The sequence below is a fragment of the Biomaibacter sp. TOL genome, assembly GCF_059717795.1.
Genome location: NZ_AP046092.1, coordinates 1,988,953 through 2,010,115 on the forward strand (window position 1 = coordinate 1,988,953; position 21,163 = coordinate 2,010,115).

Genomic DNA, 21,163 nt, shown 5'->3' on the forward strand with positions numbered 1-21,163 from the left:
CTTGTTCTTTATTTTTACATTATTTCCATATTTTATACCGGATCATAACCACCGGGATTGAAGGGATGGCATTTTAGAATTCTTTTTGCAGCTTTTATGCCCCCTTTTAAAACTCCGTATTTTTGAATGGATTCTATCGCATACTCCGAACATGTTGGATAAAATCTGCATGCCCCGGGTTTTAGCGGCGATATGAATTTTCTATAAAATATTATCATCGATACGATCGCCGTCTTTATCATTCCATATACGACCTCTTTCCAACATTTTTTTTATTTCTTTTTTTATGCTTTTATAGTCCATATTAACCATTTCCGGCTTTACCGATATTACTACATCAAATCCCGTTTTAATATTTTTAATATTGCGTCTGAATGCTTCTTTTATCCTTCTCTTAATCCGGTTTCTTACGACGCTTTTCCCAATTTTTCTGGAAATCGAAACGCCAAGCCTTGTTTTTTCCAGATTGTTTTTTTTTACATACATATTAAAATAAGGGCATGACAAGCGTCTTCCCGCCCTGTATACATTCTTAAATTCGAAATTTTTTGTTAATCTTAAACATCTTTTCAATACGTTTTTCCTCCAGTGCGGGAGTGCAAAGGCCGTTTAACATGAGTTCAACGGCCTTCGTCTTTTATGCGGTTAGTCTTTTTCTCCCTTTTTGTCTTCTTCTTCTGATTACGTTACGACCGTTCTTATTCATCATTCTTTTTCTGAAGCCGTGCACTTTTTTTCTGTATCTTCTGCTCGGCTGGTATGTCTGTTTCATCTTTGCACCTCCGGCGTTTAAAACTATATAGATTATAGCTTATAATATTAATAATTGTCAAGAAAATATAAGATCCTTTGAGTTTACAAAACTAATCTTTTTATACCTTATCGTTAGTTTTAAGTTCATATTGAATATGATTTTTTATTTTGTTATTATTGTATTGTCTTCATCATGATCGTTATTTAGTTTTTTCAGGAGGTTTTTTTATTATGTCTACTGTTGATCTTTCTTCATTATGGCATCAAGTTTTGAAGATTCTCGGCAATGAACTCAATAATGACGTTTCATTCAATACTATGTTAAAACCCGCAAGGCTGTCTAGGATTTACCAAAATAACGCTGTGGTGGAAGTTCCCAACGTATTTTTAAAACAGGTCATAGAAAAAAGATACATCAATCTTTTAAAGGATATTTTAAATTCTATTTTAAAACAGGACTTAAATGTTTTTATCGAAGTGAACAATGAAAGCGACTCTTCGGCCTCTATGCCGGAATACAATTCTTACATTCTCCAGGATAATCATGAATCAAAATCTTTTTCCGAGGAACCCGTATCATCTTTAAACCAAAAGTATACATTTGACACGTTTGTAGTGGGAAACAGCAATCGCTTCGCTCACGCGGCTTCCCTTGCCGTAGCCCAATCTCCCGCCAAGGCTTATAATCCTTTTTTCATATACGGTGGTGTTGGTCTTGGTAAAACTCATTTGATGCATGCCATAGGCCACTACATATTATCTCAGAAACCAAACTGCAAGGTTGTTTATATATCTTCGGAAAGGTTCACCAATGAACTTATTAATTCTATAAAAGATGACAAGAATGTTGAATTTCGCAACAAGTACAGGACTATCGACGTTCTTTTAATCGACGACATTCAGTTTATTGCGGGCAAAGAGAGGACTCAGGAGGAATTTTTCCATACTTTCAACGCTCTCCACGAAGCAAACAAACAACTGGTTATTTCCAGTGACCGACCTCCAAAAGAAATTCCCACTCTAGAGGAACGCCTCAGGTCAAGGTTTGAGTGGGGCCTTATCACTGATATTCAACCTCCTGATTTTGAAACCCGCATAGCCATACTTTTAAAGAAAGCTTCCATGGAAAATCTCACCGTTCCCATCGATGTCATAAACTTTATCGCCACCAAAATTGAGACTAATATTAGGGAACTGGAGGGCGCCCTCATAAGGATTGTGGCCTATTCCTCGCTGACCAATTGCCCTATCGACATAAATCTTGCCGAACATGTTTTAAAAGATATTTTGCCCGATCAAAAAACAAAGACTATATCAGTTTCCGACATACTTAAAGAAGTTGGCCGTCATTTTTCTTTGAAACCGGAAGAATTCAAGGCTAAAAAACGCACTAAAGATGTCGCTTTTGCACGTCAGATAGCCATGTATCTGTGCAGTGAACTTACCGATTTATCTCTTCCAAAAATCGGAGAGGAATTTGGGGGGCGCGACCACACCACTGTAATACACGCAAGAGATAAAATCGCGGAAGACATCACTCGCGACCCTCAGCTTGCAATGTTGATAGACAGCCTTAAGAAAAAACTTGTTCAGGGTTGATAAGTTGTTAAAAAACGCTTTATATCCTGTTTATAAAAAGTGGACAAATTTCGACTAAAAATTTTTTTGTGGAAAATGTTGATAAAGTTATATACATTTTCCACAGGTTATGCACAGGGACAAGACCTGCAATACACTTATTCACATAATTTATTCACATATCCACAGCTCTTACTACTACTCTTACTATTTTAAAATCTTATTCGTCTTAGATTGTTTTTATGACTGTTTTTAAAAATTTTTTTGGAGGTGTTTTAATTGAAATTTTTAATAGATAGGGATACTCTTCTTTCTTCACTTAATCTTGTTGAAAAATTCGTACCTTTAAAATCGCCTATAGCGCTCCTTTCAGGAATAAGGTTTATCGCTTCTAATGATTTTTTATCTTTATCCGCTACCGACCTGGACATGGGTATTGAGCATAAAATTTCATTAAAAGACACTGTTGAAGCGCCGTTAAAAATTATTGAAACCGGGTCTTCTGTAATCCCTGTAAAGATTTTTTCCGAAATTGTCAGAAAGATGCCGGCAGGTGAAGTTTTATTTTCATTTTCTGATAACCGTGTTGAAATTACCGTTAAAAGTTTTATGATGACTCTTCCATGCTTCGATGCCCAGGATTTTCCAGAAATAACTCGGCAGGAACTTTCTCCTACTATGAATTTTTCTCAAAAATTGTTTAAAAATATGATAAAGCAGACCGCTTTCGCACGTGCCGAGGAATCCACTTCAAGACCCCAGCTCACCGGTATCCTGGTCGAATGCCGCCGCAATATGCTTCATATGGTGGCTCTCGACGGATTCCGAATCGCATGGCGAAAGGAAAATCTTGCTGAAAACTCTATTGCTGAAAATGGAGATTTCAGCTTGATAGTTCCGGGAAAAACACTTCTTGAAATTTTTAGAATTTTTGGAGACAGTGAAGAAAAATTCGATTTGTATGTAGGGAAAAACCGAGTTGAATTCAGAAACAAAAATACGGTTATATCATCAAGATTGCTGGAAGGCGGTTTCATAGACTATGAACAGGTTACACGGGTTGAACCCAGAACAGTAGTACATATAGATGTGGAAAGCATCTTCTCGGCTATAGATAGAGGTTTAATTATGGCGAGGGAAGGAAGCAAAAACAATCTTGTCAAGTTTAGAATTTCGTCAGATGTTTTTGAAGTCAGTGCTGATACGGAGATGGGAAGCATGAGTGACAGATTGCCCTGCAAAATGAAAGGAGATGACCTTCAGATAGCGTTCAACGCCAGGTTTATGATGGATGCCCTGCGTTCGATCGAAACTTCGGAAGTGCAACTTTCATTTTCCGGAGAATCGGGCCCATGCATTATCGAGCCTATAGGGATGGAAAATCAATTAAATTTAGTTTTGCCCGTAAGAATGAGAGGTGAAGATTATTGAAAAAAGTTGCCATAAAGACGTCAAGTATAAATCTTGATCAGTTTTTAAAATGGGCCGGAGCGGTTTCCACCGGCGGAGAAGCAAAATTATTGATAAATGAGGGGAAGGTAAAGGTGAATGGCCGGGTGGAGACCCGTAGATCAAGAAAACTTTCTTACGGCGATGTGATAGAGCTTGAAGGCCACGGTTTTGAAGTGGCCGGAGGGCGTGAAAATTGATGTTTCTAAGCAATCTCAGGCTTGTGGATTTTCGAAACTTTAGAGAACTGGAAGTTTCTTTTTCCAGAGGGATTAACATACTTTACGGAGACAACGCCCAGGGCAAGACAAACCTTCTGGAATCCATATTATTTTTGTCGAACCTGAGGTCTGAAAGGTCCACCAGAGATCATCAACTCATAATGCATAATAAACCGATGGCGTATATTAAGGGCATATTTGACACCGGCTCAGGTCCGGTGGAAAGGGAAATTATCCTGTATTCCGACAGAAAAAAAATAGTAAAAGAAGGTGGGGATCAAAAAAAACGCTGGTCTCAGTTGTGTGAAGATATCAGCGCCGTATTTTTTTCTCCCGACGACCTAAATCTTATAAAAGGCGGTCCGTCTCTCAGGAGAAAATTTCTTGATTATCTTATTTATCAGCTGAAGCCGGGGTACGTAAAATATCTTCAGGTTTACTACAGGGTAATTTCTCAAAGAAACGTGTTGCTAAAGTCCGTCAGAAAAAACCCTTCTCTTTCTGACAGCATTGATCCGTGGGACTTGCAGCTTTGCGATGCGGGGTCCAGGATACTGGCGGAAAGATTGAAGATTATCGAGATTACGGATAAATACATACGTGAAATTTTCAATAGATTTTACGGCGAAGGTCCCGTTTTGAATATAAAATATATCAGCAGCGTTAATATAGAGGACAGGGACACCATAAGGCGGGATTTTTTAAAAGCGCTGAAAGACGCCAGAGAAAAAGATATTTCCAGGGCTTTCACCGTGAACGGCCCTCATAGGGATGACATACTTTTTTTGCTGGATGGCCATGATGCCAGAATTTTCGGCTCCCAGGGACAACAGAGGCTTCTTGCGCTTTGCCTTAAAATTGCCCAGGCAGGTATACTTGCCCGGGAAAAAGGCGAATCTCCTATCATGTTGCTGGATGATGTGATGTCGGAGCTTGACTTTGCGAGGAGGAAACTCATAATTGAAAGCAATGATTCCCAGGTTTTTATCACTACGACTGATTTAAATTTCATACCTGATGAGTTGCTGTCGAAAAGCAAACTGTACAGGGTTAGAGCCGGCTCGCTGGAGTGGTAATTATGGAAAAAATAGGTATAATATTAAAAGAGACATTGAAAAAAAGCGGTTTGGAAAAAAAGTTGATGCAATTCCAGATTTTTTTAAACTATGAAAATCTGGTGGGAGACAATATAGCAAGAGTATCCAGGCCCGTTTTTTTTAGAAACGATACCCTATTTATAGGCGTGGAAAACCCTATATGGTCGCACCAGCTCCATTTTTTAAAAAAAGAAATTATTGAAAAACTGAATTCTCTGTTCAATGAGCCTCTCGTTCGTGATATAAAATTTCAAATATGCGGCTTTGAAGGACAAAAACCGGATCTTTCCTCTGGAATCAAAAATGATAAAATCATCGAACTTCCTGACAAAACAATCAAAATGATATATAATATAAGTTCGGAAATAAAGGACCCGGAACTTCGCAAAAAATTTGTAGAACTCATGATTAAAGACTTTAAATACAGGATAAAGAAGGAGGAGGACAGGTGTTCATCCATATAGGCAGCGATGAAGTGGTGCTGAAAAAAGATGTAATAATGATTCTGGACAAATATGCCTTAGTTTCCAAGGATACTTCTGAATTTTTACAGGTGGCCAAAGAGGAAGGGTTCTTCCAGGGTGAGGACGACATGGACAAAAAATCCATTATCATCTGCGACAAAAAGATATTTTTCTCTCCCATATCCTCCGTCACTCTTTTTAAAAGATCCAATTTTTTAAAAAAACTTTAATGTTCTTTTTACAGGTTTTAAGATAGTCTGGAGGTTTTAGGATTGGAGAAAAAAGGCGTATACGATGAAAATAAGATCGAGGTGCTGGAGGGCCTCGAACATGTGAGGCTTAGGCCAGGAATGTACATCGGTTCAACCGACAGCCGCGGGCTTCATCACCTGGTATACGAAGTGGTGGACAACAGCATAGATGAAGCGCTGGCTGGTTACTGCAAAAATATCCGTGTAACCATAAATAAAGACGGTTCTATAACTGTAGAGGATGACGGTAGGGGAATCCCGGTAGGAATACATCCCAAAGTTGGAAAACCCGCTCTGGAAGTGGCCCTGACCATGCTGCATGCCGGAGGCAAGTTCGGCCACGGTGGCTATAAAATATCCGGAGGGCTTCATGGAGTGGGTGTTTCCGTGGTGAATGCCCTTTCGGAATGGCTTGAGGTGGAGGTTAAAAGGGACGGTGGATTGTTTTCGCAAAGATACGAGAGGGGCAATCCGGTAACCGGCGTCATAAGAAAAGGCGATGCGGAAGGCACAGGAACAAAGATTACCTTTAAACCCGACAGAAAAATTTTTGAAGATATCAGTTTTTCGACTGATATTCTCACCCAGCGGCTGAGGGAACAGGCGTTCCTCAATAAGGGCATCAGGATAGAGCTTTGGGATTGCAGAACCGATAAGAAAAGTGAATTTTATTACGAGGGAGGCATAGTCTCTTTTGTAAAATTCCTGAACCGAAACAAGGATGTGCTTCATGAAGAACCGATTTATATGAAAGCCGCCCGGGAAGACATGGAACTTGAAGTGGCGGTTCAGTACAACGATACTTATGTGGAAAATGTTCTGTCCTTTGCAAACAACATAAACACCCATGAGGGCGGGACCCATCTGAGCGGTTTTAGAACAGCCCTCACCCGCAGCATCAACGACTATGCCAGGAAATACAATCTTTTAAAGGAACAGGACGCCAACCTTTCGGGGGAAGATGTCCGGGAAGGTTTGACGGCGGTCATCAGTGTAAAACTTCAAAATCCCCAGTTTGAGGGCCAGACCAAGACAAAACTTGGAAACAGCGATGTAAGGGGCATGGTGGATTCTGTGGTGGGGGAAGGAATGTCCCGCTTTATGGAGGAAAATCCTTCAATAGCCCGAATAATCGTTGAGAAAGCCGTAGGGGCCGCCCGGGCCCGGGAGGCGGCCCGCAAGGCAAGAGAACTTACCCGCAGGAAAAACGCCCTGGAACGCACTGCCCTTCCGGGCAAGCTGGCGGACTGCAGCGAAAAGGACCCCAGGCTGTGCGAACTATATCTGGTGGAAGGCGATTCGGCGGGAGGTTCCGCCAAACAGGGCAGGGACCGCAGAATTCAGGCCATACTCCCTCTTCGAGGCAAGATATTGAATGTGGAAAAAGCCCGGCTCGACAAAATATTGAACAACGAAGAGATAAGGGCGATGATCACCGCCATAGGCACGGGCATAGGTGACGAGTTCGACATTGAAAAACTCAGGTACCATAAAATAATACTCATGGCCGATGCCGATGTGGACGGCGCCCATATCAGGACGCTCCTGCTCACGTTTTTCTACAGATACATGCAGCCGCTTATAGAGGCGGAAAAGATATATATTGCTCAGCCCCCTCTTTTTCAGGTAGTGCTTGGGAAACAGGAATTTTACGCTTACAATGACCGTGAACTGAAAGAGGTCCTCGACAGACTGGGCAAAGACCGGGATAAAGCCGACGTCAACAGGTTTAAAGGCCTTGGAGAGATGGATTCGGAGCAGTTGTGGGAGACCACCATGAATCCAGCAAAGCGGACCATATTGAAGGTGAGCCTGGAGGATGCTGTGGCGGCCGATGAAATATTCACCATACTCATGGGCGACAAGGTGGAACCCAGAAAGCAGTTTATTTTTGAACATGCGCACGAAGTCGTCAATCTGGATATATGATGTTGAGCTTATTTTAAATTTACGGAGGTTTTTGAATGGCTGAATCAGCGGAAAAGATAGTGCCTGTAAACATAGAAGAGGAAATGAAAAAATCCTATATAGACTATTCCATGAGCGTCATCGTAGGCAGAGCCCTCCCGGATGTTCGGGACGGCCTCAAGCCAATTCACCGCAGGATACTTTTTGCAATGAACGACATCGGTCTTACCCCGGACAAACCGTTCAGAAAATCCGCCACGATAGTGGGGGAAGTCATGGGCAAATACCATCCCCACGGGGATGCGGCCATATATGATGCCATGGTGCGCATGGCACAGGATTTTTCCATGCGCTATATGCTGGTGGACAGCCACGGCAACTTCGGTTCCATAGACGGTGACCCTCCGGCTGCCATGAGGTATACCGAAGCTAGGCTTTCAAAGATAGCTCTGGAAATGCTGTCGGATATAAACAAGGACACTGTGGATTTCGTCCCCAATTTCGACGAGAGGTTGAAGGAGCCCAGCGTGCTGCCGTCCCGTTTTCCGAATTTGCTTGTCAACGGTTCTTCGGGTATAGCGGTGGGTATGGCCACCAACATTCCACCCCACAACCTTTCGGAAGTCATCGACGGCGTGGTGATGATGATAGATAACCCGGATGTAACCGTCGACGAACTGATGCAGGCAATTAAGGGACCGGATTTTCCCACGGGAGCCATTATTCTGGGCAGGGATGGCATCAAGGACATGTACAGGACCGGCAGGGGTTCTGTGACCGTCAGGGCGAAAACCGCCATAGAACCCATGGAGGGCGGCCGCCAGAGGATACTGGTGACCGAGATTCCATACATGGTCAACAAAGCGCGGCTGGTGGAAAAGATTGCTGAACTGGTGCGGGATAAGAACATAGAAGGCATATCGGATTTAAGGGACGAAAGCGATAGATCCGGAATACGCATCGTCATAGAATTAAGGAGAGACGCCAATCCCCATGTCATATTGAACCAGCTTTTCAAACATACGCAGCTGCAGGACACTTTCGGAGCCATAATGCTGGCGCTGGTGGACAACAAGCCTAGGGTATTGAACCTGAGGGACCTTATATATTACTACCTGGAACATCAAAAAGATATAATCATCCGGAGGACAAAATTCGACCTGGCAAGGGCCGAGGAGAGGCTTCACATTCTGGAAGGCCTCAGGATAGCGCTTTCCCGCCTGGACGAGGTGATAAGCCTTATCAGGAAATCCAAAGATGTGCCCACAGCCCGGGAGGGCCTCATGACTACATTTAACCTATCCGAAAAACAGGCGCAGGTTATCCTGGACATGAGGCTGCAAAGGCTGACGGCCCTGGAACGCCAGAAGATAGAGGATGAGTACAAGGAAATTCTGGAAAAAATCGAATACTACAAAAAAGTGCTCGCAGACGAAAAAATGGTGCTGGGAATAATAAAACAGGAAATTCTTACCATAAAAGAAAAATTCGGGGATGAGCGTCGCACAAAAATAACATCGGCGGTGGATGATCTTGACGCCGAGGATTTAATTGCCGAAGAAGATGTGGTTATAACATTGACGCATCTTGGCTACGTCAAACGTCTGCCCCTTTCCACATATAAAAATCAAAAGCGCGGCGGCAAAGGCATCACCGGAATTACAACCAGGGAAGAAGATTTTGTTGAGCGCATATTTGTGGCAACCACCCACCATGTGGTGCTGTTCTTCACGAATAGGGGAAATGTATACAAACTGAAAGCCCACGAGATCCCGGAAGCAGGCAGGACGGCAAGAGGCACCGCCATAGTAAACCTTTTGCCCCTGAAACCCGGGGAAAAGGTCAACGCAGTAATACCCATAAAGGATTTCAGCGAAGCAAAATATCTGCTTTTTACTACCAGAAAGGGCCTTGTAAAAAAGACTCTGCTTTCGGAGTATGAAAGTTCACGAAAGACCGGTCTCATAGCAATAGGGCTGAAAGAGCAGGATGAGCTCATCGCGGTAAGGATGGTGGACAAAAAGGATCAGGTATTGCTTGGGACAATGAAAGGAATGGGCATAAGATTTTCGGTGGATGATGTCGGAGCCATGGGACGCACCGCCCATGGGGTGAAGGGCATATCTTTAAGAGAGGATGACGGAGTGGCCTCGGTGGATATAGTTAAACCTGGCTGCGATGTGCTGGTGGTGACCAGGAAAGGTTTCGGAAAACGAACAGGCGAGGAAGAATTTCGTTTGCAGGCCCGGGGTGGGAAGGGCATCATCATTCAGAAGGTCACCGAAAAGACCGGGGAATTGGAAGCGGTGAGGATGGTAGGAGAAAAAGACGACGTGATGCTCTGCACTGCATCTGGCGTGGTGATACGCATGGAAGTTTCCGGAATATCCAGGATGAGCCGCAACACCCGCGGGGTGACTTTGATTAAACTGGAAAAAGACGACCAGCTGGCCTCAGTGGCGGTAATATGCGAAGAAGAAAAATAAGGAAGTATTAAGTGGGAATCTGATTAACCACTATGCGCATATCATAACCGCATCGGGGACATGCAAACAAATGAACGCATTCATGTGAAGATTCTCCCATGGAGACATTGTCTTTATCAAGATACGGATTATAAGGGTCGAAATAATCCTCGACCCTTCCCCAATCCTCCATATCGCCGCCGCATTTGGGGCATGTTTCTCTTACATTTATCAGGGCATTGCACAGCGGGCATTCAAATCCCATAAAACCACCTCATTATTAGCATGCCTGATTTGAAGGATTTAATACAAATTTAATATAGACGGCAAAAAAGCATAAAGCCTTCTACAAAGCCATAAAAGATGCCACAATGGACAACTTCGCAAGGCTCTTTATGACCGGCGTGAGCCCATTTATTAGACCCGGGCTTTATCCGGGAACCAAAAAAATTTTTTTCCGTCTAAATAATTAGAGGTAAAATTTGAAGGGAGATGAGGTCGAATAAAAAAGTATCGGCATATTTTTATAGTGGTTTTTATAATTTTGGCGGTCGCACTTTCGGGATGCGGCGCAAGAGGGACAGGAAAAAGCGGGCAAAGTACGGGAAGCGCTAGCTCTACTGAAGTTCAAAGCAAAACGCCGAAGGCAAGACAGGAGGCAAGCTCGTTTACATCAAATGCTGCCGTAGCCGGTAATCTTTCGGTAATAGACAGGAAAATCGTTAAAAATGGCAGTATAACTCTGGCAGTGAAGGATTTAAAAAAGGTGGAAGAGCAGATTTACGGCATGGTGGAAGAATATAAAGGCTACATATTGAGCTCCTCAACAAGAAACGACGATCGGTTTATCTTCAGTCGCATAGAGGTGAAAATACCTTCCGCCAGGTTTGAAGAATTTTTTTCAAGGCTGAAGCAAATAGAAACGGTGGAATCCGATAACATCGATACTCAGGATGTGACGGAGGAATATATTGACCTCGACGCCCGGCAAAAGGTCTTAAAGGTTCAGGAGCAAAGATTGCTGGAGATAATGAGCAAAGCCCAGAATGTAGAGGACCTGTTAAAAGTGGAAGAGCAATTGGGAAGGATAAGGACTGAAATAGAACAGATACAGGGCAGGATAAATTATCTCAACAATGCCACAGATTATTCTACGGTTAATATTGACATTCGGGAACAAAAGGGCGTCCGAACAGCCGGCGATGGCTTTTTTGAGAACGTGGCTTTCGGCTTCGTCAACGGATGGAGCTTATTCTTCAACATTCTCGTAAAAACAGTTGAAACTCTGGCGTGGCTATCGCCATATATATTGATTCTGGGCACTGCAGCTTATTTTATGAAAAAGCGGCATGTCGACTTTAATTTCTGGAAAGGCAGGAGGAATGATTAAAATATAAATTAGCATATTGATGAGGTTTATGATATAATGGAAAAAAAAATTAAATGATGGATGGATGGTATTGAAACGAAAGCTGGATATGCCTCTTGTGAGGGCGCTCAGACGCTATGCGCGAAAGGGCCCGGCCAGGTTTCACATGCCGGGGCACAAAGGCAGCGGGAGATTTTTTGAAGATTTGGGGGAACTTTTTAAGAAAAACCTGTTCAGGTGGGATGTGACGGAGCTTCCCGGCCTGGACAATCTCCACGAGCCCGACGGAGCCATTAAAAAGGCGGAAGAAAGGCTGGCAAAACTTTACGGCGCTGACAGATCCTTTTTCCTGGTGAACGGCTCCACCTCAGGGGTGTTGGCCATGATGGGGGCGGCTCTGAATCCGGGCGACAGCGTGATAGTGTCCAGGGCCAGCCACCGTTCGGTGCTGTCGGGGCTGATTTTGACCGGAGCAAAGCCGGTTTATGTGATGCCGGAATGGCATGAAGGCCTCGGGGTGTACACACAAATTACGCCCGCAGCGCTGCGAAGGGTCATAAAGAAAAATCCGGGAGCCAGGGCTATTGTTATTACCAATCCCACATATCAGGGGTTCTGCCCGGATTTAAAGGAGATATGTGAAATAGCCCGGCAAAATAACATGCTGGTTCTTGTTGACGAAGCCCACGGGCCGCACCTGGCTTTCAGTCCGCATCTGCCGCCTTCGGCGGGGGATTTCGACGCGGACGCCTGGGTCCAGAGCCCCCATAAGATGCTTTTTTCCCTTACTCAGAGCGCATGGCTTCATGTTACAGGCGACAGGATGGATAATGAGAAGCTTTCTTCATATCTCGGTATGGTGACGAGCACCAGCCCTTCCTACATTCTCATGGCTTCATTGGACTGGACCGCCGCGCTGATGGAAAGCCGGGGCAGGTATATTGTTGAAAAGGCGCTGAACATGGCTGAAAAAGCCAGAGATTTCATAAACAGACATACCTGTTTTTATTGTGCCGGAGATGAATTAAAGGGCGGGGCGGGAATATTCGATATAGACCTTTCACGCCTGCTGGTGAACGTATCGGAAGCCGGTTTTACCGGCTTTGCGGCGGAATATCTGCTGAGGCGGAAATACAACATATATGCGGAATATGCTGATCTGTGCAATGTTTATTTTCTGGTGACATCGGCGAACGGCAGCATAGACATTAAAAATCTTATGGTTGCTTTGTCGGATATTTCAATGCATGTAAAATATAAAAATCGCAGGTATTCAGGCAAAGAAAGACAACAGCGCACAAACATTCATGATTTGCTCTTAAAACTTTCCGTCGTCATGAAAAAAATTCCGCAAAAGGCTATGGAACCTCGAGAAGCTTTTTTTTCAAAAAGCGAATGGGTGCCCCTGAAGCGGGCGTCGGGGCGAATTGTGAAAAAAGCCCTGGTGCCTTACCCACCGGGAGTGCCGCTGTTGATGCCTGGGGAAATCGTGGAAAATGAGCATATTGAACTGATAGAAATGCTTCTTAAAGCGGGATGCACTGTACAGGGCGTTGACAAAAAAAATAGTGTTTATGTTTCGGTTTATTAAAATCAAAAGAGGTATTTTATGAAAGGCAAATTCATAACAATCGAAGGCCCCGACGGCGCCGGAAAAACCACCCAAGTTAAAAAAATCGCCCAATACCTGAAATCAGCAGGCAAAAACGTGCTGGTTACCAGGGAACCCGGCGGCACCGTTTTTGGGGAAAAACTCAGAGAGGCGCTGCTTTCTTCAAACGGCGAAAGCCCGGTGCCCGAGGCTGAGGCCCTCATATATGCCGCATCCAGGGCTCAGCTCATAAAAAAGGTCATAGCCCCGGCTCTGTCGGAAGGGACTCATGTCCTGTGCGACCGTTTTGTGGATTCCAGCCTGGCCTATCAGGGATGGGCAAGGGGCCTGGGTATCCAGGCGATACTGGATATAAACCGATGGTTTATGGAGGATTTTTGGCCGGATCTTACCATACTTCTTGATGTGGACCCGGAACTGTCCCTTACAAGGCTTGAAAGGGCAAAGGACCGTCTTGAAAAGGAGACAAAGGAATTTCACAAAAAAGTGCGGGAAGGCTTCCTTAAAGTTCGGGACATGTTCCCGGAAAGGATTATAACGGTGGACGCTTCTGAAAGCCCTGAAGAAGTTTTCAATAGAATAATCGCCGGTATTCGAAAAATTTTATAAGCGAACCGGTTAAACGGCGCATATCCATTTGAGACCTTTTGAAATCCAGAACAACAATTCGGGAGGCAGGTTTTTGAGTAACGTCAACCCGCAATTGGGAAGGAGAAGATTTGCATGAAAATGGTTATGGCGGTGGTCCAGGACAGCGATGCGGCCAGGCTGATAGAAGAGCTCAACGACAGCAAATTCGGAGTTACAAAGCTGGCCAGCACCGGGGGATTTTTGAAGAGCGGGAATACCACTCTGATGATAGGGGTGGAGGAGGAACGTGTTGAAACGCTTATAAAACTCATTAAAAAAGTATGCCGCCCCAGGAAGCAGGTGGTGACGCCGTTTCCCGGAGGGCCTGTAGATACCTATGTACCCAATCCCATTGAAGTTAGAGTGGGAGGGGCAGCCGTATTTGTGCTGAACATTGAAAGGTTTGAGAAAATATGAAGGTAAGCCTTTCTTCAGAATTTACCCTGCCCAGGGATGTTTTGCCCGGTACAAGAGGTTCTTCGCGGTCTTTTGAAGAACACCTGCAGGCAATGACCGAAATTCATTTGAGAGAGCGGCTGGATGGAGAGCTGGCGGCCATACAGGAACAGGGCCGGAGGCTCTCAAAAAGCAAGAGCCTTTCTGATTTGAAAAAATACCGCGACAAGGTGGCCGATTTCCTGAAACTCTGCATAGCACAAGGGCTGAGCTGCAAAGAAGAGAGGCTTTCCTCCCGCTTCGGCAGGACAAAAGTGCTCACTATCATAAAAACCGTCAACCAGAAGCTGCTGGCTCTTGCTGAAACCCTCCTTTCCGAAAATAAAGATTCCATAAAAATTCTGGCACTGACAGATGAAATCCGCGGACTTTTGTTGGATCTGTACGCATGAGGTGGTATTTTGGAAAAATTTCTTGATGCGATAAAGGCGGGATTAGTTTCCCATGCCTATATCTTTCTAGGTCCCGATGAAGCGGCATACGGGAAGGCGAAACTTCTCGCTCAAACGGTCGACTGTGAAAACGCCGGGCTTGCTCCCTGCGGCTTCTGCAAAAATTGTCGCAGGATATCGAGCGGCACACACCCGGATTTCATGGAGATATCTGCTGAAGGGGCTTCTATTAAGATCGATCAGGTGCGGAGCCTGATACAAATTCTTGCCGGCATGCCCATGGAAGCTTCCAGAAGGATATGCGTCGTCCGTGAAGCCCATAGGATGACCCCCGAAGCTCAGAATGCCCTGCTGAAGACTCTGGAAGAGCCTGCTACGCAGAGCACGGTGGTGCTGCTGACCGACAATCTCAAGCTGCTTCTTCCCACCATTATATCAAGATGCCAGGTCCTGGATTTCGGCTCCGGGCAGGCCGGTACATCCATTTCTCCCGATACCCGGAAAATGATGGCCGACATGGTGCTTCATGCCATAAAAAACCCCGTATTGGAGCCGGGTGTGAGCGCCGGTCAAATCAGTGGGTCCGGAGAGGACTCCGAAAAATTGCTGGATTTTCTCGCAAGCCTGTATAGGGATATTCTGGCGGTAAAAACTAAAAGCGGAGCCAATTTAATAAACCGCGACCTGGCCGACATCATCGGGCAGTGTGCGGAAAAAATCACCGCAAAATCGGCGGTAAAGGCGTTGGAAAGCATTTTTTATCAGACCGGCGCCGCAAGATCAAGGGGCAATCAAAATTTGATATGGTATAATATTTTCCTGGAACTCCGGGAGGTGGTATAGATGGTGACAGTAGTCGGAGTAAGATTCAAAAAAGCCGGCAAGGTGTACTATTTCAATCCTGGCGGCCTGGAGCTGGCCCCCTCGGATAAGGTCATCGTGGAGACCAGCCGGGGAATTGAATACGGTGAGGTCGTCACAAAACCTAAGGATGTAAAGGAAGAAGATTTGATATCTCCATTAAAAGACGTTATCCGCAAAGCGACGCCGGAAGATGACGCCCGCGTGGAGGAAAACAGGAAAAAGGCCAGAGAGGCCGAAGAAATAGCGCTAAAAAAAATAGAAAAACACGGCCTTGAAATGAAGCTGATTGATGTGGAATACACCTTTGATAACAGTAAACTCATATTTTACTTTACCGCCGACGGCCGGGTGGATTTCAGGGAACTGGTGAAAGATCTGGCTTCGGTATTCCGGACCAGAATCGAACTTCGTCAGATAGGCGTGAGAGATGAGGCCAAAATGCTGGGCGGCATAGGCCCGTGCGGCAGGATTGCGTGCTGCAACACTTTCCTCGGGGACTTTGACCCAGTATCCATAAAAATGGCAAAACAGCAGAACCTCTCATTGAACCCCGTCAAGATATCCGGGCTCTGCGGAAGATTAATGTGCTGCCTAAAATTCGAGTGCGATTCTTATGATGAAGTCGAAATGAAATTTCCGGATATAGGCGCAAGGGTGATCGCTCCGGGAGGCGAAGGCGTGGTGGTCGCTGTGTTCAAACCCAAAGGCACGGTAAAAGTCCAACTGGATGAGAGCAAAGAAGTGGAGGAATATCCTGTGGAGGAAGTGGCGGTCAAAGAGTCTTGACTGAACTTAAAAAGGAGGGATTGCAATGTTCCCGTTTTTCTGGGATCCGACTATGATTCTGCTCCTGCCGGCTCTGGTGGTGGCGTTTTATGCTCAGGCGAAAGTAAGCTCGACTTTTGAAAGATACCTCCGGGTGCCGGCCAGAAACGGCCTTACCGGCGCGGAGGTGGCAAGGGAAATACTGAGACTCAGCGGCATCCACGACGTTTCGGTGGAAATGCAGGGAGGAAGGCTCTCGGATTATTATGACCCCAGAAGGAAAGTATTGAAGTTGTCCTCCGACGTGTACAACGGGAGATCTCTTGCTGCCCAGGGTGTGGCGGCACACGAGTGCGGTCATGCCATCCAGCATGATGTGGGATATGCCCCTCTGGCGCTGAGGAACTCCATTGTGCCGGTGGCCAACTTCGGCTCGCAGCTGGCGTTTCCGCTGTTTTTCCTGGGGCTGTTTCTAAGGGGGGAGTTCCTTATGACCCTGGGGATACTTCTTTTCAGCGCAGCCGTACTGTTTCAATTCATAACCCTGCCGGTGGAATACAACGCCAGCAATAGGGCGGTGGCAGTGCTGGAAAGCCAGGGCTTTATAGGAAGGGATGAGGCCGTCCCTGTGCGCAGGGTGCTGGGAGCAGCGGCTCTGACCTATGTGGCCGCCACCCTCATGGCAGTGATGCAACTTTTGAGGCTGCTGGCCCTGGCAGGCATCTACCGGGATGACAGATAATATGGTGCTTCGCAGTCTTTTTAAGCGGATTTAATTTCAACTTAAGCTTCATATATTGACAATGTTGTTTCAAAGGGGACTTCTGGTCAGGATGTCCCCATTTTTTAAAAAAATATGGAACTTTTTCTCCTTTTCTTCGTCTATATAATTAGGAACAAAAAATATATTTTCATTTTTAAAAACTATTTTTAATGCAGATGTGGTATAATACACCGTGAGATAAAAAAGGAACGTGAAAAGAGAGGAGGGAAGTGCCCGGTAAGATTTTGTACAGCTTCAAAAGAGGTCTTATCGGGACAGATCGTTGAAAGTATTTTTAAAAGCTGCACTTATTGTTCTGATAATAATACTGCTGGCAACGGGATGTTTTCACAAAAAATCTGCTGATTCCATACAACACGGGGTCGATACCCCTCAGGAGCAGCCGGCCGAGGATTCACAGGCACAACAGGAAAATCCCGAAACTCCTGGATTGACGCCGCATGAGCCTTTCGCAAATATGGTGATACAGGGAATCAAGGATGACAGCCTGGGGCTTCCTGTTTCGGTGTGCCAGGATAAAGGCGGAAATACATATGTGCTGGACTTATATTCCACCGACGGCCTTGTGAAGGTGTTTGACTACCAGGGGAAATACCGGCTGAAAATGGCTCCTCTGCAGGCGGCCGAATCCCAGCCTGTGGATGTGGCGGTGGATGGCGAAGGCAATGTGTATGTGGCGGACCTGGGGCTTAGGGCGGTATTTAAATACAGCAGTGAAAAGCAAATGGAGAAAATACAGCCCCAGGAGGATTTTTACCCGAGAAGCGTGGATGTGGATTCCGGAGGGAATCTGCTGGTCTTAAGCTTTGACAGGGTATATAAATTTTCGCAGTCAGGCCGGGTTTTTTCGTTCGGAGAAAGCGGTGAGAAGGAAGGGCAGTTCGGCGCTGCGGGATCGGAATTTTACAACGGCCCCAGCGGTATTTGTGTGGACAAAGACGACAACATTTATGTGGCCGATACGCTTAACAACCGCATTCAAAAGTTCAGCCCCGACGGAAAATTTTTAAAGGCGTTTCCGCTGCAGGATATGGAAAGCCCCCAGGATGTGGCGGTGGGAACGGATGGAGGCATATTCACCGTCACTTCATCCGGCAATCTTATTTTTATGGGTTCCGATGGCGGGGTCTTGAAGATTATGGAACTTGCCGGATCTTCCCAGAACGGATGGGGGTTCACAGGCATTGCAGGAGGAAGGGAAAATACTATTCTCATAGCGGTGCCGGGGCAGCATCAGGTAAAGGTGATGTCGGGGGAAAAAGAAATATATTCCATTAAAGGGGACATATCGGAAGGGTTTATCTATCCTCATAACATTGCTATCAATGATGACCGTGTGGTAATAATCGGGGGAGACCCGTATTCCTCCGATGATTTAAACAACAGGGTAATGATGTTTAATGCGAGAGGAACGTTTTTCAACGAGATTGTTCCGGGATACAGCGGCGGAAAATATTTCGGCCCGAAGGATGCGGTGTTTGTAAGAGATAATCTTTACTTGCTTGACCTTGACATTATATCGGTGTTTGACAGGAAGGGCAATTTCATTACAAGCTTTGGAGGCAGGGGAGACAATCCCGGAGATTTCGGGGTTTACGATAATTACGGCCAGGAACAGGGGCCCGCAGGCATCACTGCCGATGCCGGTGGCGGGATATTGATAAGCGACACTTACAACGATCGCATTCAGAAGATATCCGTCAACGGCAAATATGAAGGCGGCTTCGAGGCAAGCTCTCCGGGCTCGGTAGCTTCTGACGGCGACGGCAATATTTATGTTTTGCTTCCGGAACAGGCTAAAGTTGTCAAGTTTTCAGCCGGAGGGAAAAAACTCCTTGAATTCGGAAAACCGGGAACGGGCGACGGTGAATTTTTCCTGGAAAGCGGCGAGGGGGAAATGCAGGGCCCCGATGGCATCGCGGTGGACGGGCAAAGCGGCAGGATATACGTATCCGACACGGCCGCTCATCGCATAGAAGTTTTTGACAGCAGAGGGAATTTCATAAAATCCATAGGCGGTTTCGGCACTGGAGAAAACGGATTATATTATCCCAGAGATATGGCTCTGGACAGGGACGGGTTCCTCTGGGTGGCGGACTCGGGCAACCACAGAGTGGTGCGGCTGGATGTCAGATAGATTTAAGAGGAGGCATAAAACCTCCTCTTTTAAATATGCTTATTTGTTAATTTAAAACCACCGTGCTAATGGAAAAGATATATCAAACAGTTATCTTTTTTTATGTAAAGAAGGAATAATTAAAATCATATAGAATATCTTATATTTAATATTCTTTTTTCGGAGGGGCGTATGCAAAAATTAAAAGTCGGCATTATCGGTGCGGGCAGGGGCGGCAGCGAACTGCTGGATACCCTCAGGGATTTTGACAATATTCAGGTGGTGGGGGTGGCGGATATTGATAAGAGTGCTGCGGGGATAAAAATTGCCGCGCAAAGGGGGATACGGTGTTTTGACAGCGCCGAAGACCTTTTGAGGGAATGCCCGATGGATGTGGTTTTCGAAGTGACCGGAGACCGCGGCCTGGTAAAAGAGCTCCGGAGCATGATCCCGGAAAGTACCACACTGGTGGAGTCCAGGGCTGTAAATATCATGCTTAGCATTATCAGGGAAAGGAAAGAGCTGCTGGAAATAAAGGAGATAAAAGAACAGCTTTCGGTAATTCTGAATTCCGCCCAGGAAGGCATTCAGATGGTGGATCGCAACGGCGTCATAAAATATGTAAACCGCGGATATACAAGGATAACCGGAATTTCCCCGGAACAGCGCATAGGCGCCAACGTTTTCGACGTATCCCCCGACGGCGCCCTGGTGGAGGTGCTGAGAACCGGCAAGCCCTGTCTGGGCAAGAGAAACAGGGCGGTGGGGTCCAATGCCGAGGTGATTTCCAATGCGTCTCCCATTATTGTAAATGGAGAAATGGTGGGAGCCATGGTGGTGTTTCAGGACATTACCGAGATCATCCGGTTGACCGAGGAACTCAAGCGTTCCAACTCTGTCATAAACGGCCTAAAAGACGAGATCAAAAAATTGAGCGAGGGTCAGGGCAGATTTGAAGATATTGTGTGTCAGAGCCAGAAGATGAAGAATATTATAAATCTGGCACAGAAAGCCGCCCGGGAGGACACCACCATATTGATTACGGGAGAAAGCGGAACCGGCAAAGAAATCTTCGCCAATGCGATACACGCCGCAAGTCCCAGAAAGGGCAAACCTTTCATCAAAGTGAATTGCGCCGCCATACCCGAAAATCTTCTGGAAAGCGAGCTTTTCGGTTATGAGGCCGGAGCCTTCACCGGAGCCGGAAAGCTTAAACTGGGGAAGTTTGAACTGGCTTCCGGTGGCAGTATATTTCTCGATGAAATCGGGGACATGAGCCCGGTGCTGCAGGCGAAGCTCCTGCGGGTCATCCAGGGGAAGGAAATCGAGCGCATCGGCGGCACACACCCCATAAAAATCGACGTAAGGATTATTTCCGCCACCAACCGGGACCTGGTGGACCTCATCCGCCGCGGCCGCTTTCGGGAAGACCTTTACTTCCGGCTGAATGTGATAAACATTCACATACCCCCTCTGCGGGAAAGAAAGGAGGATATACCGGCACTTACGGAAGTATATATTAATTATTTCAACCGCAAGTTTTACAAAAATGTCAGAGGCATAACCAACAAAGCCAAAGAAATGCTGATGTCCTACAACTGGCCGGGCAACGTGAGAGAGCTTGCAAACATTCTGGAGAGGACCATCTTGATGGCCGACGGGGAATGGATCACAGAAGAGCTTTTAATGCCCTACTTCGAACAGTTCAAGGGCCGGGAAAAGTCCAGAGGAGGCATCGTGCCCCTGGAAGAAATGGAAAAACGCATGATAAAAAGAGCTCTAGAGGAATACGGCACCAGCGTGGAAGGCAAGCGGAAGGCAGCGGAAGTCCTGAAAATATCCCTGGCAACCCTTTATAATAAATTAAAAAAATATGAGATTCGAATATGAGCCTGCAGAAGAAATATATAATTTTTAGAAACATAATTTTAATTTTTTGAAATCCTTCTGCCTTTATTTTTCTAAATATTCCGCTGGTATGGCTCAGCA

Annotated in this window: 22 protein-coding genes; 18 read left to right on the forward strand and 4 right to left on the reverse strand. The window is 45.7% G+C overall.

From position 1 onward, the window contains the following. Positions 1-32: 32 nt before the first annotated feature. The 3 genes from yidD to rpmH all read right to left on the reverse strand — a co-directional run bounded on the left by yidD (position 33) and on the right by rpmH (position 772). Positions 33-242: a membrane protein insertion efficiency factor YidD gene (yidD, locus tag AC6I1H_RS09990; protein ID WP_497737448.1), complete on the reverse strand. Its 210-nt coding sequence runs from the start codon at positions 240-242 to the stop codon at positions 33-35. Then, positions 202-573 (reverse strand): ribonuclease P protein component, encoded by a 372-nt coding sequence (rnpA, locus tag AC6I1H_RS09995; protein WP_497737449.1) that lies wholly within the window; start codon positions 571-573, stop codon positions 202-204. The genes yidD and rnpA overlap by 41 nt, the downstream gene beginning before the upstream one ends. Positions 574-637: 64 nt before the next feature. Then, complete coding sequence (rpmH, locus tag AC6I1H_RS10000; RefSeq protein WP_497737450.1) at positions 638-772, reverse strand: 50S ribosomal protein L34; 135 nt, start codon at positions 770-772, stop codon at positions 638-640. 212 nt (positions 773-984) lie between these two features. Here rpmH and dnaA point away from each other — a divergent pair, with 212 nt between their 5' ends. The 8 genes from dnaA to gyrA all read left to right on the forward strand — a co-directional run bounded on the left by dnaA (position 985) and on the right by gyrA (position 10,207). Further along, entirely contained in the window at positions 985-2,352 is a 1,368-nt protein-coding gene (gene dnaA / locus AC6I1H_RS10005) for a chromosomal replication initiator protein DnaA (RefSeq protein ID WP_497737451.1), read from the forward strand. 258 nt (positions 2,353-2,610) lie between these two features. Continuing rightward, the gene (dnaN, locus tag AC6I1H_RS10010) at positions 2,611-3,762 is read left to right on the forward strand and encodes a DNA polymerase III subunit beta (RefSeq protein ID WP_497737452.1); all 1,152 of its coding nucleotides are present in this window, start codon (positions 2,611-2,613) and stop codon (positions 3,760-3,762) included. Then, positions 3,759-3,980, forward strand: a complete 222-nt coding sequence (locus AC6I1H_RS10015; protein WP_497737453.1) for an RNA-binding S4 domain-containing protein — start codon at positions 3,759-3,761, stop codon at positions 3,978-3,980. Before dnaN ends, AC6I1H_RS10015 begins: the two co-directional genes overlap by 4 nt. After that, a complete protein-coding gene (gene recF, locus AC6I1H_RS10020; protein ID WP_497740760.1) occupies positions 3,980-5,077 on the forward strand; it encodes a DNA replication/repair protein RecF in 1,098 nt (365 codons plus the stop codon). The genes AC6I1H_RS10015 and recF overlap by 1 nt, the downstream gene beginning before the upstream one ends. A gap of 2 nt (positions 5,078-5,079) precedes the next feature. Further along, positions 5,080-5,562, forward strand: coding sequence for a DciA family protein (locus AC6I1H_RS10025; RefSeq protein ID WP_497737454.1), 483 nt, complete (start codon positions 5,080-5,082; stop codon positions 5,560-5,562). After that, positions 5,547-5,792: an extracellular matrix regulator RemB gene (gene remB, locus AC6I1H_RS10030; RefSeq protein ID WP_497737455.1), complete on the forward strand. Its 246-nt coding sequence runs from the start codon at positions 5,547-5,549 to the stop codon at positions 5,790-5,792. Before AC6I1H_RS10025 ends, remB begins: the two co-directional genes overlap by 16 nt. A 42-nt stretch (positions 5,793-5,834) precedes the next feature. Continuing rightward, complete coding sequence (gene gyrB, locus AC6I1H_RS10035; protein WP_497737456.1) at positions 5,835-7,742, forward strand: DNA topoisomerase (ATP-hydrolyzing) subunit B; 1,908 nt, start codon at positions 5,835-5,837, stop codon at positions 7,740-7,742. Between the two features lie 35 nt (positions 7,743-7,777). Continuing rightward, positions 7,778-10,207: a DNA gyrase subunit A gene (gene gyrA / locus AC6I1H_RS10040; protein ID WP_497737457.1), complete on the forward strand. Its 2,430-nt coding sequence runs from the start codon at positions 7,778-7,780 to the stop codon at positions 10,205-10,207. Positions 10,208-10,214: 7 nt separating this feature from the next. Here the strand turns inward: gyrA and AC6I1H_RS10045 are convergent, their stop codons facing one another. Then, entirely contained in the window at positions 10,215-10,451 is a 237-nt protein-coding gene (locus AC6I1H_RS10045; protein WP_497737458.1) for a hypothetical protein, read from the reverse strand. 279 nt (positions 10,452-10,730) lie between these two features. Here AC6I1H_RS10045 and AC6I1H_RS10050 point away from each other — a divergent pair, with 279 nt between their 5' ends. The 10 genes from AC6I1H_RS10050 to AC6I1H_RS10095 all read left to right on the forward strand — a co-directional run bounded on the left by AC6I1H_RS10050 (position 10,731) and on the right by AC6I1H_RS10095 (position 21,064). Next, positions 10,731-11,576, forward strand: a complete 846-nt coding sequence (locus AC6I1H_RS10050; RefSeq protein WP_497737459.1) for a DUF4349 domain-containing protein — start codon at positions 10,731-10,733, stop codon at positions 11,574-11,576. 64 nt (positions 11,577-11,640) lie between these two features. Next, the gene (locus AC6I1H_RS10055; RefSeq protein WP_497737460.1) at positions 11,641-13,146 is read left to right on the forward strand and encodes an aminotransferase class I/II-fold pyridoxal phosphate-dependent enzyme; all 1,506 of its coding nucleotides are present in this window, start codon (positions 11,641-11,643) and stop codon (positions 13,144-13,146) included. Between the two features lie 18 nt (positions 13,147-13,164). After that, complete coding sequence (gene tmk, locus AC6I1H_RS10060) at positions 13,165-13,776, forward strand: dTMP kinase (RefSeq protein ID WP_497737461.1); 612 nt, start codon at positions 13,165-13,167, stop codon at positions 13,774-13,776. 114 nt (positions 13,777-13,890) lie between these two features. Then, positions 13,891-14,214 (forward strand): cyclic di-AMP receptor DarA, encoded by a 324-nt coding sequence (gene darA, locus AC6I1H_RS10065; RefSeq protein ID WP_497737462.1) that lies wholly within the window; start codon positions 13,891-13,893, stop codon positions 14,212-14,214. After that, entirely contained in the window at positions 14,211-14,645 is a 435-nt protein-coding gene (locus AC6I1H_RS10070; protein WP_497737463.1) for a YaaR family protein, read from the forward strand. The genes darA and AC6I1H_RS10070 overlap by 4 nt, the downstream gene beginning before the upstream one ends. 9 nt (positions 14,646-14,654) lie before the next feature. Beyond that, the gene (locus tag AC6I1H_RS10075; RefSeq protein ID WP_497737464.1) at positions 14,655-15,488 is read left to right on the forward strand and encodes a DNA polymerase III subunit; all 834 of its coding nucleotides are present in this window, start codon (positions 14,655-14,657) and stop codon (positions 15,486-15,488) included. After that, positions 15,489-16,295, forward strand: a complete 807-nt coding sequence (locus AC6I1H_RS10080) for a PSP1 domain-containing protein (RefSeq protein WP_497737465.1) — start codon at positions 15,489-15,491, stop codon at positions 16,293-16,295. A 25-nt stretch (positions 16,296-16,320) separates the two neighbouring features. Beyond that, positions 16,321-17,016 (forward strand): zinc metallopeptidase, encoded by a 696-nt coding sequence (locus AC6I1H_RS10085; RefSeq protein WP_497737466.1) that lies wholly within the window; start codon positions 16,321-16,323, stop codon positions 17,014-17,016. Positions 17,017-17,320: 304 nt separating this feature from the next. After that, positions 17,321-19,195 carry an NHL repeat-containing protein gene (locus AC6I1H_RS10090; protein ID WP_497737467.1) on the forward strand — a complete coding sequence of 625 codons (1,875 nt, stop codon included), beginning with the start codon at positions 17,321-17,323 and terminating at the stop codon, positions 19,193-19,195. A 171-nt stretch (positions 19,196-19,366) separates the two neighbouring features. Next, a complete protein-coding gene (locus AC6I1H_RS10095) occupies positions 19,367-21,064 on the forward strand; it encodes a sigma-54 interaction domain-containing protein (protein WP_497737468.1) in 1,698 nt (565 codons plus the stop codon). Positions 21,065-21,163: the final 99 nt, after the last annotated feature.